Source organism: Pseudoalteromonas sp. GB43 (assembly GCF_054923805.1).
Genome location: NZ_JBPCHJ010000001.1, coordinates 935,688 through 949,123, shown reverse-complemented (window position 1 = coordinate 949,123; position 13,436 = coordinate 935,688). Strand labels below are relative to the sequence as shown.

The 13,436-nt window shown below is 41.0% G+C and carries 8 protein-coding genes and 4 pseudogenes; 5 read left to right on the top strand and 7 right to left on the bottom strand.

Annotated features, from left to right (window positions below):
- Positions 1 to 57: 57 nt before the first annotated feature.
- Together ACRWSG_RS04475 and ACRWSG_RS04470 are read right to left on the bottom strand one after the other, a co-directional pair.
- Positions 58 to 249, bottom strand: coding sequence for a hypothetical protein (locus ACRWSG_RS04475; RefSeq protein WP_054551284.1), 192 nt, complete (start codon positions 247 to 249; stop codon positions 58 to 60).
- A 52-nt stretch (positions 250 to 301) separates the two neighbouring features.
- A complete protein-coding gene (locus ACRWSG_RS04470; protein WP_064485886.1) occupies positions 302 to 475 on the bottom strand; it encodes a DUF1328 domain-containing protein in 174 nt (57 codons plus the stop codon).
- Between the two features lie 534 nt (positions 476 to 1,009).
- Between ACRWSG_RS04470 and ACRWSG_RS04465 the strand changes: the two genes are divergently transcribed.
- The 3 genes and pseudogenes from ACRWSG_RS04465 (at position 1,010) to ACRWSG_RS04455 (ending at position 4,188) form a co-directional block, all read left to right on the top strand.
- Complete coding sequence (locus ACRWSG_RS04465) at positions 1,010 to 1,258, top strand: OadG family protein (protein WP_199530053.1); 249 nt, start codon at positions 1,010 to 1,012, stop codon at positions 1,256 to 1,258.
- Positions 1,259 to 1,273: 15 nt separating this feature from the next.
- Positions 1,274 to 3,047 (top strand): annotated as a pseudogene (gene oadA / locus ACRWSG_RS04460) (sodium-extruding oxaloacetate decarboxylase subunit alpha).
- Positions 3,048 to 3,057: 10 nt separating this feature from the next.
- Positions 3,058 to 4,188, top strand: coding sequence for a sodium ion-translocating decarboxylase subunit beta (locus ACRWSG_RS04455; RefSeq protein ID WP_462165741.1), 1,131 nt, complete (start codon positions 3,058 to 3,060; stop codon positions 4,186 to 4,188).
- A 414-nt stretch (positions 4,189 to 4,602) separates the two neighbouring features.
- On the opposite strand, the pseudogene ACRWSG_RS04450 reads toward ACRWSG_RS04455, so the two are convergent.
- A pseudogene (locus ACRWSG_RS04450) lies at positions 4,603 to 5,917 on the bottom strand (peptidoglycan DD-metalloendopeptidase family protein).
- 398 nt (positions 5,918 to 6,315) lie between these two features.
- Here ACRWSG_RS04450 and tyrS point away from each other — a divergent pair.
- Positions 6,316 to 7,515 (top strand): tyrosine--tRNA ligase, encoded by a 1,200-nt coding sequence (gene tyrS, locus ACRWSG_RS04445; protein WP_138602042.1) that lies wholly within the window; start codon positions 6,316 to 6,318, stop codon positions 7,513 to 7,515.
- Between the two features lie 50 nt (positions 7,516 to 7,565).
- Here tyrS and ACRWSG_RS04440 read toward each other — a convergent pair.
- The 4 genes and pseudogenes from ACRWSG_RS04440 to folE2 form a co-directional block, all read right to left on the bottom strand.
- A pseudogene (locus tag ACRWSG_RS04440) lies at positions 7,566 to 8,515 on the bottom strand (cobalamin biosynthesis protein CobD/CbiB).
- 1 nt (position 8,516) lies between these two features.
- Entirely contained in the window at positions 8,517 to 9,224 is a 708-nt protein-coding gene (mtnN, locus tag ACRWSG_RS04435) for a 5'-methylthioadenosine/S-adenosylhomocysteine nucleosidase (RefSeq protein ID WP_054551291.1), read from the bottom strand.
- Positions 9,225 to 9,327: 103 nt separating this feature from the next.
- The gene (locus tag ACRWSG_RS04430) at positions 9,328 to 9,924 is read right to left on the bottom strand and encodes a DUF2726 domain-containing protein (protein ID WP_462165740.1); all 597 of its coding nucleotides are present in this window, start codon (positions 9,922 to 9,924) and stop codon (positions 9,328 to 9,330) included.
- An 81-nt stretch (positions 9,925 to 10,005) separates the two neighbouring features.
- Entirely contained in the window at positions 10,006 to 10,926 is a 921-nt protein-coding gene (folE2, locus tag ACRWSG_RS04425; RefSeq protein ID WP_462165739.1) for a GTP cyclohydrolase FolE2, read from the bottom strand.
- 174 nt (positions 10,927 to 11,100) lie between these two features.
- Here folE2 and arcB point away from each other — a divergent pair.
- Positions 11,101 to 13,430 (top strand): annotated as a pseudogene (arcB, locus tag ACRWSG_RS04420) (aerobic respiration two-component sensor histidine kinase ArcB).
- The last annotated feature ends 6 nt before the right edge of the window (positions 13,431 to 13,436 follow it).

Sequence of the window (13,436 nt, the reverse complement as noted above, 5' to 3'; positions counted from 1 at the left end):
ATCATTTAAAAAACAAAAAAGCGGCACTTGGCCGCTTTTCTTAAGTAAGGTGTGCTATTAGCAGTTAGTTTCTTCTGCGTTAACACCTTCTTTTACTTCTTCACATGCATCTTCAACTGCATTTTGTGTATCAGTAATTGCTTCGTCAATACGCTCACCTGCGTCTTCAGCAGAGTTGTCTTCACAACCCATGATGAAAAGACCTGAAAATAGGGCGATAGTTGCGGCTTTTAAAGTTGAATTTTTCATAATGAAATTCCTTGTAAATTTAAAAATAAAGTAAGTGGTTATCTGCTTTTAACTACTTAGGGACGTTGCCTCTAAGTGCTCCTGATACCAGCGAAATAACAAGTAATACTAAAAATATAAAAAAGATAATCTTAGCGATGCCTGCAGCGGCTCCTGCGATACCGCCAAAACCTAACACTGCTGCGATTAACGCGATAACTAGAAAAGTAATTGTCCAGCGTAACATAGTGGTCTCCTTGGCTATTTAAATTTTCTTAAGTTCGATGTAACTAAAGCGAGTTTTATGCCAGAAGTTTTAATTTATATATTTCAATGGTTTGTGTGTTTTTGTTGTTCTTTAGAGGGTTCATCATTTGGTAACTTTTACGAGTAAGCATGTAACTTATTCATAGTGATATTTTTTCATATTGAGATGCATGAGAAAAAGAGATAATGCACCAATAAATGGTAAGACCAATTTAACTTTATTTGGGTTGGCTACCTCTAACACCTTGTTGTGTGTGGTTTTTAGCCATTTTGTTGCTATTAATTAATAGTTCAGCATATAACGACTGGCTATATTGATTATTTATATCATCTATAGCGGGGCTTTAAATGCATAAATAGTGGGGTGTTAATTATATGTACGTCATGTTATTTTAAATTTAATTGGTTTTACCAATTTACAATGATGCTATACAAATGAATTTTGTTTGTTATTATTGGTGCATAATTATTTAACAAAAATAACTTTTTATTTTAACTAAGCGAGGGGAGTCGTATGGATATAGGTGGATTACTCACCACTGCGGCCAGTTTGATGGTGACAGGCATGGTAGGCGTGTTTGTTTTTCTGACTATTTTGATTTCAGCAGTCACTTTAATGTCAAAGCTGGTGGGTCGATTTGATGATCCTGCAACTGCAGAACCTACGCGTACAGCAAAAGTTCAACCTCAACAGGGTGTGCCACAGGCACATATTGCAGCAATCAGCGCTGCAATTGCTCAATTTCGAAATAAACAAAAATAACGGGGCAGCTTAAACATGGCTAAATTAAAACTAACCGAACTAGTATTGCGCGACGCACACCAGTCTCTTTTGGCAACGCGTATGCGCTTAGACGACATGCTACCCATGGCAGAAAAACTCGATAATGCGGGTTATTGGTCAATTGAATCATGGGGTGGTGCGACGTTTGACTCGTGTATCCGTTATTTAGGTGAAGATCCTTGGCAACGTATTCGCGAGCTAAAAGCGGCAATGCCAAACACTAAGCAGCAAATGCTACTGCGTGGGCAAAACCTTTTAGGTTACCGTCATTATGCTGATGATGTAGTCGAAAAGTTTGTTGAGCGTGCCCACAAAAACGGTGTTGATGTTTTCCGTATTTTCGATGCGATGAACGATGTGCGTAACCTTGAAACTGCCATTAAAGCTGCTGTTAAAGTAGGTGCTCATGCCCAAGGTACTATTTCGTACACAGTAAGCCCAGTCCATACGCTTGATATGTGGCTTGAGCTTGCAAAACAACTAGAAGATCTTGGTTGTCATTCAATTTGTATCAAAGATATGGCAGGTTTATTAAAGCCTTATGATTGTGAACAGTTGATCAAAGGTTTAAAAGAAACTGTGTCTATTCCTATTGCGATGCAATGCCACGCAACCACAGGTTTAAGCACTGCAACTTACCAAAAAGCGATCGATGCAGGTATCGATATGCTTGATACGGCTATTTCGTCAATGAGTATGACCTATGGTCATAGCGCCACAGAAACCATCGTTTCAATTGTAGAAGGCACTGAGCGAGACACAGCACTTTGATTTAAACCAATTAGAAGAAATTGCTGCTTACTTCCGTGACGTACGCAAGAAATATGCTGCATTTGAAGGCAGCCTTAAAGGCGTTGATGGACGTATCTTATTAGCGCAAGTGCCGGGCGGCATGTTAACTAATATGGAAAATCAGCTTAAAGAGCAAGGTGCTGCTGACAAACTTGATCAAGTATTACTCGAGATCCCGCGTGTTCGCGAAGACTTAGGTTACATTCCACTCGTTACACCAACCTCACAAATTGTTGGTACTCAAGCGGTACTTAATGTTTTGACTGGCGAGCGATATAAAACCATCACTAAAGAAACTGCGGGTGTGCTCAAAGGCGAGTATGGTGCAACACCAGCACCAATGAATAAAGAGCTGCAAGAACGTGTACTAGATGGCGCTGAAGCAATCACTTGCCGTCCTGCTGATAAGCTTGAGCCTGAACTTGAGAAGCTTGAAGCAGAGTTATTAAGTGAAGCTAAAGAGCAAGGTTTAGAGCTTGCTGATGACGTGATTGATGATGTGCTTACTTACGCATTATTCCCTCAAATTGGCCTTAAGTTTATTAAAAACCGTAACAACCCTGATGCGTTTGAAGCAATTCCAACGGGTGAAGTTGCTAAGTCAGAAAGTAAACCAGCCGCTTCAAGTCCTGCAAAAGCAGAGCAATACAGCGTTAAAGTTGACGGTAAAGTTTACGATGTCGTTGTAGCGCAAGGTGGTGAACTAAAAGAAGTAACTCTAAAAGACAGTGAGTTAATTCCTCAATCTGCCTCAGCGTCTGTTAGCGAAACCTTAAACGCGCCGTTAGCAGGCAATATTTTCAAAGTGAAAGTAAAAGCTGGCCAAACAGTAAATGAAGGTGATGTGGTTATCATTATGGAAGCAATGAAAATGGAAACAGAAGTTCGCGCCGCACACTCAGGTACAATTGCAGAAGTATTAGTGGCAGAGGGCGACTCTGTTGCCACTGGCGATGCGTTAATCGCGCTAGCATAGGAGACAGAGGATGGATGGTGTTTTAAACCTCTGGCATGCGACAGGTATTGCTAACTTTACCTTTCCTGCATTAATAATGATTGCGGTAGGTTGCGGGTTATTATATCTCGCAATCGCCCGTAAATTTGAGCCATTATTGTTATTACCTATCGGCTTTGGGGCTATTTTAACTAATATTCCTGTAGCCGGGTTATCTGAACCGGGTGGTTTGCTTTATTACGTGTACGATATCGGGATTGATTCTGGGGTGTTCCCACTTTTGATCTTTATGGGCGTGGGGGCGCTTACAGACTTTAGTGCCTTAATCGCTAATCCGCGTATGTTGCTGTTAGGCGCGGCTGCGCAGTTTGGTATTTTTGCTACTTTATTTGGTGCAATTCTACTTAACTTTATTCCTGGTTTTGAGTTTACACTTCAGGATGCATCGGCCATTGCCATTATTGGTGGGGCTGATGGTCCAACGGCTATTTTTTTAGCATCTAAGTTGGCACCTGATTTACTTGGTGCAATAGCAGTAGCGGCGTATTCATACATGGCACTAGTGCCAATTATTCAGCCGCCAATTATGCGTGCATTAACAACGCAAGCAGAGCGCGAAATTCAAATGCCGCAACTTCGTACAGTATCGAAGAAAGAGAAAATTGTTTTTCCGTTAATGGTGCTTAGTTTAACCATCTTGTTTTTACCAGCAGCAACGCCGCTTGTGGGCATGTTCTGCCTAGGTAACTTGATGCGTGAATCGGGCGTGGTTGATCGTTTAAGCAATAGTGCACAAAACGAAATCATCAACATTACCACCATTTTCTTAGGCTTAGCGGTAGGCTCAAAGCTTGCGGCCGATAAGTTCTTAACCGTAGAAACAATCGGTATTTTGGTGTTAGGTGCATTGACCTTTGCAATTGGTACAGCGTCAGGGGTGTTTATGGCAAAAGGTCTGAATAAGATCTCTAAATCGCCAATCAACCCATTAGTAGGCGCAGCAGGTGTGTCAGCGGTACCAATGGCAGCACGGGTGGTTAATAAGGTCGGCCTTGAGAGCAACCCGCATAACTTCTTGTTAATGCATGCCATGGGACCAAACGTAGCAGGGGTATTAGGAAGTGCCGTTGCAGCAGGTATTCTGTTAGCGATTGTTGGCTAAGTCGATTTACTTCCAACCGACTGGCGCAGTAATTTTACTGCGCTTTTTTTTGCCTATAGACTAGGGTCACCCTAAAGAAATTGTAGTTAAATGATAGTTGTGTAAGGAAGCCGCCATGAATGTTTTTATTATCTTATTATGCCTTTTTGTTGCCTTGGTTATTCTGATACCGCTACTTGAAAAGTATCAGTCTAGAATGGGGCTTGATGGCGCGACAAAGTATGCAAAGTACATTTGGCCACTGGTGATGATTTCGCTGATTATTCAACTTATCTATGTTCTTTTAAGGTAATAGTTGTATTAAACCGCAGTGCTATCAGTACTCATTTTAGTAAAGTCTATAATAGTTTTAGCCGGGTTTATTTGGCACAAAAAAGCCGCTTCAATTGAAGCGGCTTTTTTATGTTTACTTAACTACTTATTTAGCGCCAATTGTAACTCACGGTTACGCTGTAATTGCGCCAAGAAGTTATCAGCAATTGGTTTAAACTTAGCTAACTCATCGCGCGGTAAAGGCTCTGATTTAGGTAGTTTGACCGTTTTAGGGTTACGGTGTACACCGTTAACTAAGAATTCATAGTGTAAGTGATAATGTTACACGACCTGTCGCACCAACGGTGCCAATCTTTTGGCCTTGCTTCACTTTCTGACCAGTTCTAACCATCTTTTTGTCTAAGTGTAAGTACTTAGTTACATATTGTGTGCCATGGCTAATAAATACATAGTTACCATTGTATTTACTGTAGCCTGCTCTAATCACTTTACCATTACCTGATGACACAACAGGTGTACCTGTACGCGCTGCGTAATCGATACCGTTATGTGGTTTTACCGTTTTGGTCACTGGGTGTAAACGACGCGGGTTAAAGCTCGAACTAATATACTTAAAGTTAACTGGCGCACGTAAGAAAGCTTTTTTCATGCTGCGGCCTTCAGGCGTATAGAAGTTACCATCGGTATGGCGAATAGCAGTGTAACGCTCGCCTTGGTTAATAAACTCTGCGGCAATAATTTTACCGTCGCCAATGTATTCACCATCAACATAGTGAGCTTCGTAAATAAGACCAAATTGGTCACCTTTACGAATGTCATTAGCAAAGTCGACATCCCAACCAAAGATGTCAGCAAAATTCATAATTTGACGTTCGCTTAAGCCAGCGGCAATGCCTGATGTCCAAAAGCTATTAGAGATCTCGCCGCCAGCAGATTTACTTAGCGTTTCGATTTCTTTGCTATCGATAGAAGTGTCGTAGTTACCTTCGTCATTTAATGTAACGTATAAGGTATCTGTTTTTGAGATCACATAACGAAGCTGCGCTAAAGAGCCATCTTCAGCGGTTGCAAAGCTTAAGATTTCGCCTGGGTGAATTTTTGTTAACTTACGAGTTTCAGCGTTGGTATTAACTAGTTTGTGTAATGTTTGCGCTGAGAAACCCGCACGTTTAAAGATAAGTGCTAAATTATCGCCATTACGTACTTCATGGTCGATAAGCTCGTATTCTGGAAGTTTTGCTGCTGCTTGCTCCGAATTAAGCTCAGTTAGTTTTTCGTTATCATCAACTTTAACTTGTAATTCGTAGCGTTTGCCAATTTCAAGTGCGTTTGCACTGTTGTCCTTTGATGCGGTGGCTTTTTCAGAAGGCAATAACGCCAAGCCGACAATAGCAGAAACCAAACCGAGAATAAGCAGTTTGTGTTTTTTGGGAAGTTTGTGCACTACGTGAACCATATCGTGCCTTTTCTGCTGTCAAGAAATTTAAATACTAATATCGCAGGATATACCTAAAATAGAGCAAATACCAGTGTTTTGTAGATTTAAACTGGCGCTATTTTACGCTAGAATTGGCCTGCGCGTTAAACTTTTTTGTTTAAAATTGCAGCAGATGTCTATGGTTAAACTAAATCTACATTAGTTAACTAAAGTCCCTTCATTAAATTGCAATAACGCGGTATAAAGAACAATCATGCGCGCTGCCTTCAGGGCTGTTTCTTAAACTATTTAAGTTAGGCTTTTTTCTAGTGTCGCTTTTTGGTGCTAACTAGCTAAATTTTAAAGTTTTTAGCTTTATATTTATAACCCTGACAGGCCACCACGCCCCGGTAGCTGAATTTTTGGAGTAATACACAGTGGATTTACAAACCGCTCTAGCTGAGATAAAACGCGGTGCAGAAGAGATATTAATTGAAGACGAATTAGTCGAAAAGCTAAAGTCTGGTAAGAAACTTAAGATCAAAGCGGGTTTCGATCCAACTGCGCCTGATCTGCATTTAGGTCACACAGTTCTTATCAACAAAATGAAAACCTTCCAAGACCTAGGTCATGAAGTGATTTTCTTGATCGGTGACTTCACCGGTATGATTGGTGATCCGACGGGTAAAAACGTAACGCGTAAACCGTTAACCCGTGAAGATGTATTAGCTAATGCTGAAACCTATAAAGAGCAAGTATTTAAGATTCTTGATCCTGCTAAAACTACAGTTGCATTCAACTCTACTTGGATGGAGAACTTAGGTGCAGCAGGTATGATTAAACTGGCTGCGCGTCAAACAGTAGCACGTATGCTAGAACGTGATGACTTTAAAAAGCGTTATGCCAGCGGTCAATCAATTGCTATCCACGAATTTTTATATCCACTGGTACAAGGTTGGGACTCAGTTGCATTAGAAGCTGATGTTGAGCTTGGCGGTACAGACCAACGCTTTAACCTATTAATGGGTCGTGAATTACAAAAAGACGAAGGTCAAAAGCCACAAACAGTACTTATGATGCCACTGCTTGAAGGTACTGATGGCGTTCAGAAAATGTCTAAGTCATTAGGTAATTACATTGGTATTACTGATGAGCCTAACGACATGTTTGGTAAAGTGATGTCTATTAGTGATGAGCTAATGTGGCGTTACTATGACTTATTAAGTGCATTATCTATCGAAGAGATTGCAGCGCTTAAACAACGTGTTGCAGATGGTGCAAACCCGCGCGACATTAAGATTGAGCTTGCCAAAGAAATGATTGCACGTTTCCACAGCGAAGAAGCAGCCGAAGGTGCTCATCAAGATTTCATCAAGCGTTTCCAAAAGAATGCATTACCAGATGAGATCCCTGAAGTAACAGTAACAATTGCTGAAGACACTGTGTTTATCACTAATCTATTAAAAGAAGCGAACCTTGTTGCAAGTACGTCAGAAGCAATGCGTATGATTAAACAAGGCGCTGTAAAGATTAATGGTGAAGAAAAAGTAACGGATACTAAGCTTGAAGTTGCTAAAGGCACTACACAGATTTACCAAGTAGGTAAACGTAAGTTTGCTAAAATCACCTTAGCTTAAATAAGCTAACAGAATAAAAACCAGCTGCGGCTGGTTTTTTTGTGTCTTTTTTAGTTAATAAACAGCGTAGCCACTTCAATGGCGATGATAAGTAGTAACCAAAATGCTTTCGCTTGATTTAAGCGATTCACTAAAGCGGGAATATCATCGGCATCTGGTAGGCGATCGGTACCAACACGCATTTTATTAAAGCGCTCACCTTGGTAAAGGGCAGGCCGCCTAACTGTACTTGCAAAGCAGCCGATGTAACACTTAACAGCCAACCCGTATTGGTTTGATAAAAGTGTCTGCCATAGTGCTTAATGTAATGAATGCTCTGTCTACTGGCATTGGTTGCTGCAATGGTTAATGCAACTAATCGAGTGGGTAACCACTCCAATACAAACAGTAACTTAGCAATGGTAGCCAAAAACGGGTTGTTTGGTTTTTGGTTTTTTCGCCATGCTTGATGAATTAATGTCAGTAAGCGATAAACTAAAGCAAGGATAGCGCCGCTAAGTAGATAAAAGAATATAACGGCAAAATAATGCCGCGCACTTTGTAACACCAGTGACTCCATGGTTGCTTTACAAATTCCAGAAGCCGATAAACGTGATACATCACGGGCAACAAGGCTCGAGAGTAGTTCTCTAGCAGTCGCTTTTTGGTTGAGCTTGAGCAATCTGGCAATACGTAATGATTTCTTCTCTTGCGCGCGGCTACTGAGTAACAAATATAAAATTAAGCCGCTTAATAACTCAGGATAAAAAGCAAACTCTAAAAACAGCACAACTAATGTCACTATCACTAAAATAGTGAGTGTAAAAGCCAAAGTTGAGGCTAAATATTGATAGCTTTTAGGATTCGTTGGGTTGTATAAACAATCGTTGAGGGCAGAGAAAATAACGCTTAAAAAGGTATTAGGATGATACCAACTAACCAAAGGAAAGAAGCGCTCAGCTAAGAGCGCTACAAAAAATACAATAATGTCCAAATGGTTTTGAACAATATTTGCAATCACCTTATAAACTCACCGATGTTAGCTTCTCTAAAAGAGCAACAACCATTTTAGATGAGTTGATAGATGCAGTTTCGATATACTCTTCAAATGATTGCGGCGATTCTTTGCCAGCAATGTCAGACATTGAACGAATAACAACAAATGGTGTTTCTAGCACGTGACAAGCTTGTGCAATTGCTGCACCTTCCATTTCTACTGCAAGCATAGTTGGAAATTCTGCGCGTGTTTTTTCAATTCTTACTGGGTCACACATGAATGAATCACCAGTACAAATTAGGCCAATCATGGTTTTAACATCGCTGATTTGGCTTACGCTTTGCTCTGCCGCTTCAATCAATTTAGGGTGCGCAGCAAAGCCCGCTGGCATTTGTGGTACTTGGCCGATTTCGTAACCGAATGCAGTCACGTCTACATCGTGGTGACGAACTTCTGAAGAAATAACGACATCACCTACATTTAGCGATGGCTCAAAACCACCTGCAGAACCTGTGTTGATCACACAATCTGGGCTGAAGTTGTCGATTAGTAGTGTCGTTGCTACTGCAGAAGCTACTTTACCAATACCAGATTGAACTAAAGTAACAGTGTTACCCGCTAATTCACCGGTGTAAAAGGTAAAACCAGCTTTAGTCATGATGCTTGGGTTTACCATTGCTTCGCGTAAGATTTTTACTTCTGGCTCCATCGCGCCAATAATACCAACGTGCATAATATTTGATTCCTTAGGTTGAATAGGGTGATTATACCTAAAAATGTCTAAAACAAACAAAAAAGCAGACCTTAAAGTCTGCTTTTGCCAATATTATGACGGACTATATTTCTGCAAGCGCCGTTGAGTGTGCTTTTGCTTGTGATGGTGATAGTACTGCTGGTTTAGTTACTCGATTGCGTGCAGGTCTTGCCGGTGCTGCTGCAGGTTTACCAAGTTTAAACATGATAGCGTCACGCACTTCTCTTGGTTGATAGCCTGATTTTACTTTCATACGAATATGCGGAATGCCTGCCGCTTCTAACGCGCCACTGACAAACCAGTCACGTTGTGCTTTATGGCGTTTGTCGCGGTTGGTGTTATTTACTAAATCAACAGCGGCAACAATGCTAAGTTTGTCCTTGTCGATAAGCACGTAATCTAACTGTTTGTTTTTGGCTTTAGCCATTGCAGCACGTTTAGCTTTGACAGATAAGCCTTGCTTACAGTCGATTAAATCAATCAGTTTAACACGGCTGACGATTTTGTACTGGTCACCTACAGCACGTTCTAGCAGGTGTAAAAAAGCACTCTCAACTTGCGTAAAAACAGTTTGCTTACGAGTGAAAGGGTAAGGGTTTCCGCCTTCATCGGTAAACTTTGACGCAACAACAGAGGCTACGACGACTAATACTAAAATTGATAATAAAGCGAATTCCATACGGTAACTCCACAACAACAAATTGACACTGAAAACTAATAGCAATTAGCGTGCCTAACTGTATGGAGCTACCCGAAATTTTTAAGCCGTGTATCCGCCAGCAACCCCTTTAACAGCTATTGCTACCGCGTCATGGGCATGAAGTGATTCGTAGTGGTTTATTTGTAGCCAGTAATCTGCGTAGTTATGCTGTTCAAGTAAGCCTTTAATTTTACGTGCAGCATCTTCGCAGAACATGAGGTTTTGACCATTTAAGCGGGCAAACTCTTGCTCATCTTCACGTTTAACCGCCGCTTGTACTGGCGTTTTTAGCTCAGCTTCTAAAGCATCAATTAAGCCAACCACATCAAAGCTGTCAATTTGGCTGTCGAGTTTTACTTTCACGTTGGCGATTGAACGCTGTGAGTGTGGTGTAGCTACAATCCCGTCAGTTGTGCCTAGCCATTCTAAAACAGTTTGCTTATCAACATTTTGCTCTGCAAAATTTTCGCTAAAGGCATTTTGAATTAATTGACGAGCAAGAGCCGCTGAACATGGGCAAGTTGACGAGTAAGTGACATCAACCATTAACTCAAAGCTTACAATGCCTTGGTTGATCTTAGCGATCAGATGAATCGGGTAGTTTTTCCAACCTACTTTGCCACTTAATAAAGATTTTCGGCGCAGTGGTAGCTCAAATTTGAATTCGATTTGTGCTTGGTCACTTAAATCATCATGGCTGCTAATAAAGGCATCAAGTGCTTGCTTGAGAGTTTGTGGATTAACTTGCTGCTCGGTTGATAAGGTATCAAGGGCTAAAAATAGACGCGACATATGAATGCCTTTGGCGTCTTCTTTATGCAAGTTTACAAAAGCGCGTGCCTTGGCAATTACGTTTACAGGGGCAATATTGCGAGTTTCAAAAATGAAAGGAAGTTCAATTTCGCCCATGCCAACCCAGTCTAATTTACCTGTTTGTAAGGCGGGAGCCGTATCAGCAATATCTGGCATTGTGGTTTGCATGGTAATACTCATTCTTTGCAATTATTAAAGCGCGGTATTTTACATGAAAAAATATAAAAAAGCGGCGTTGATGAAAAAATTCTATGTTTATCGCACAATATGAATATTTCTAAAGGAATAGTGATAAAATTAACTATGCTGTTTTTTTTCGATTATGTGCCTAAGCTTTAATATATGATTGATTCTTCTTTGAGTCCCTGGGCTCGCACACTCTCAAGCTTTATTTCTAAGTACGGTGAGTTTAAAACTGCCGCTGCCTGTTATGCCTTATTACTGGTCATGTCGCTGATTTTATCGTGCATGTTTTATTATGTAGCAGTCGGTACGGTAACTTTAGTTGATGTTTTAGCTGTGTTGTTTTTTACCGCAGTAGTATCGCCGATATTAATAACAGTGCTGCTCAATTCTATTCGCCAGTTAGAAGCATCTTATAGTTATCTAGATAGCGCAACCAAACAAGAAAAACTGCTCAATCAAACACTAAAAGACAATATCAGTCGCTTAAACGAAGAGATTGATGAACGTAAAATGGCGTTTCATGCTAAGCACAGAGCAATAGAAGAACTTAGACGCGAAATTGCTGAGCGTAAGAAAACTCAACAAGAACTAGCTCAACAAGGCATGCTATTACGCTCTATTGTCGACTCATCTCCCGATTTGTTTTATTACCGCGACAACAATGGTGTGTTTGCTGGCTGTAATAAAATGTTCGAACAAGTGATTGGTAAAAGCAGCGATGAGTTAATCGGCAAGAGTGTCGAAGAAATCTATCCAAGTGATTATTTACCGGAGGTACTTCGCACCGACAAAAAAGTATCTCAAACTCACCAAGCTCTTACACTTGACGTTGAATACCCTGTTAATGGTGAAAAGCGTTGGTTTGAGATGCGTAAGTTACCCTTTATTAATGAAAAAGGTGAGTACATTGGTTTACTTGCCTTTGGCCGTGATATCACCAGCCGTAAAGAGGCGGCTCAAACGTCCTTGAAGCGGCTTACAAAGATAAAGGTAAATTCATTGCGACTCTAAGTCATGAACTAAGAACACCGCTTAACGGTATAGTGGGTTTAACCCGCATGTTGCTAGATACAGAACTTGATAAACAACAACGTAGTTGGTGTAACACGGTATTCTCAAGCGCCGAAACCCTTGGCAATATATTTAACGATATTATCGACTTGGATAAAATTGATCGTGAGCAGCTTGATATTGTTGCTGACTCAGTCAATGTGGCCGACTTTATAAATGATGTGGTGAACTTTGCAGGCTTAATTGCTGAGCAAAAGGGGCTTGAGTTCAATATTAAACGCAAAGGTACGTTAGACGTTTATGCGTCACTTGATCCGACTCGTTTACGTCAAGTTGTTTGGAATCTCATCAATAATGCGGTTAAGTTCACCCAACAGGGTCATGTTGAGCTTGAATGTCGCCGTGAGAATCGCGCTGATGGGCCTTGGTTAGTGATGCGTGTAAGCGACACCGGTCAAGGCATTCCTCAAGAGCAGCTGCACCGTATTTTTGACATGTACTATAAGGCACCTGATATCAAAGGCACCAATGCAATTGGTTCAGGGATTGGTCTTGCAGTAACTAAAGCACTTGTTACTGCGATGAAAGGTGAAATCAATGTCAGCAGTACTGAAGGTGAGGGCAGTGTTTTTGTTGTCGAAATTCCCCTTAAGCTTTGTATTGCGCCAGCTGAGCAAAGTTATGCGGTACGCAGCTTAAATATTCTTTTAGTTGAAGATGTGCCGCTAAATGCTGAGATTGCTACCAACCTACTTGAGCAGCGTGGTCACGAAGTTATTTGGGCTGAAACAGGTGAAGATGCGCTGTCGTTTGTCTACACAGAAGATGACTTAGACCTCGTTTTACTTGATATGCAATTACCAGACATCAATGGTGATGAAGTTGCTCGTCAAATTCGTGATGATGAGCACTTTGATAAGCTGCCAATCGTTGCCTTGACTGCCAACGTGCGTAGTGCCGAAGAAGAACTTGCGGGTATTAATATTCAAGGTGCACTCGCTAAGCCTATCAACACCACAAAACTCGATAAAATGCTCGGCGAGCTATTTGATATCAAACAGCAACAAAATTGTCAGCCTGAGCCAATTAAAGCCGTGACGGAAAAAGACTTATCGGGTATACGTGTTGAGCTTCTCGATATAGAAACCATCGAAGACTTTGTAGGCTCAATGGGGCTGGTTATTTTTAATCGTAGCTGTGAGTTATTTAATAAGTTAAACCCTCAGTATCAAACTGAGCTAGCAGATGCGTTAGCTGAAGATGATAAAGAAGAATACAAATCGGTGGCGCATAAATTGAAAGGTGCAGCTGGCTCTGTGGGCTTAAACGATGTGCAGTTACATGCTAAGAAGATGGAACACGGCGCGCTTGAAGAAAGTAGTGAAGAGTTACAACAGTGGCTTGATGAACTTGCAGTTAAAATAAATGAAGGGCGTGACGCCCTCCAATTATTCTTACAACAGTTAGAAGATTAATTCTAA

Coding starts and splice junctions, on each gene's coding strand:
- ACRWSG_RS04455 (WP_462165741.1), top strand. CDS start 3,058: ATGGATGGTGTTTTAAACCTCTGGCATGCGACAGGTATTGCTAACTTT.
- ACRWSG_RS04470 (WP_064485886.1), bottom strand. CDS start 475: ATGTTACGCTGGACAATTACTTTTCTAGTTATCGCGTTAATCGCAGCA.
- ACRWSG_RS04430 (WP_462165740.1), bottom strand. CDS start 9,924: ATGGAATTCGCTTTATTATCAATTTTAGTATTAGTCGTCGTAGCCTCT.
- mtnN (WP_054551291.1), bottom strand. CDS start 9,224: ATGCACGTTGGTATTATTGGCGCGATGGAGCCAGAAGTAAAAATCTTA.
- folE2 (WP_462165739.1), bottom strand. CDS start 10,926: ATGCAAACCACAATGCCAGATATTGCTGATACGGCTCCCGCCTTACAA.
- ACRWSG_RS04465 (WP_199530053.1), top strand. CDS start 1,010: ATGGATATAGGTGGATTACTCACCACTGCGGCCAGTTTGATGGTGACA.
- ACRWSG_RS04475 (WP_054551284.1), bottom strand. CDS start 249: ATGAAAAATTCAACTTTAAAAGCCGCAACTATCGCCCTATTTTCAGGT.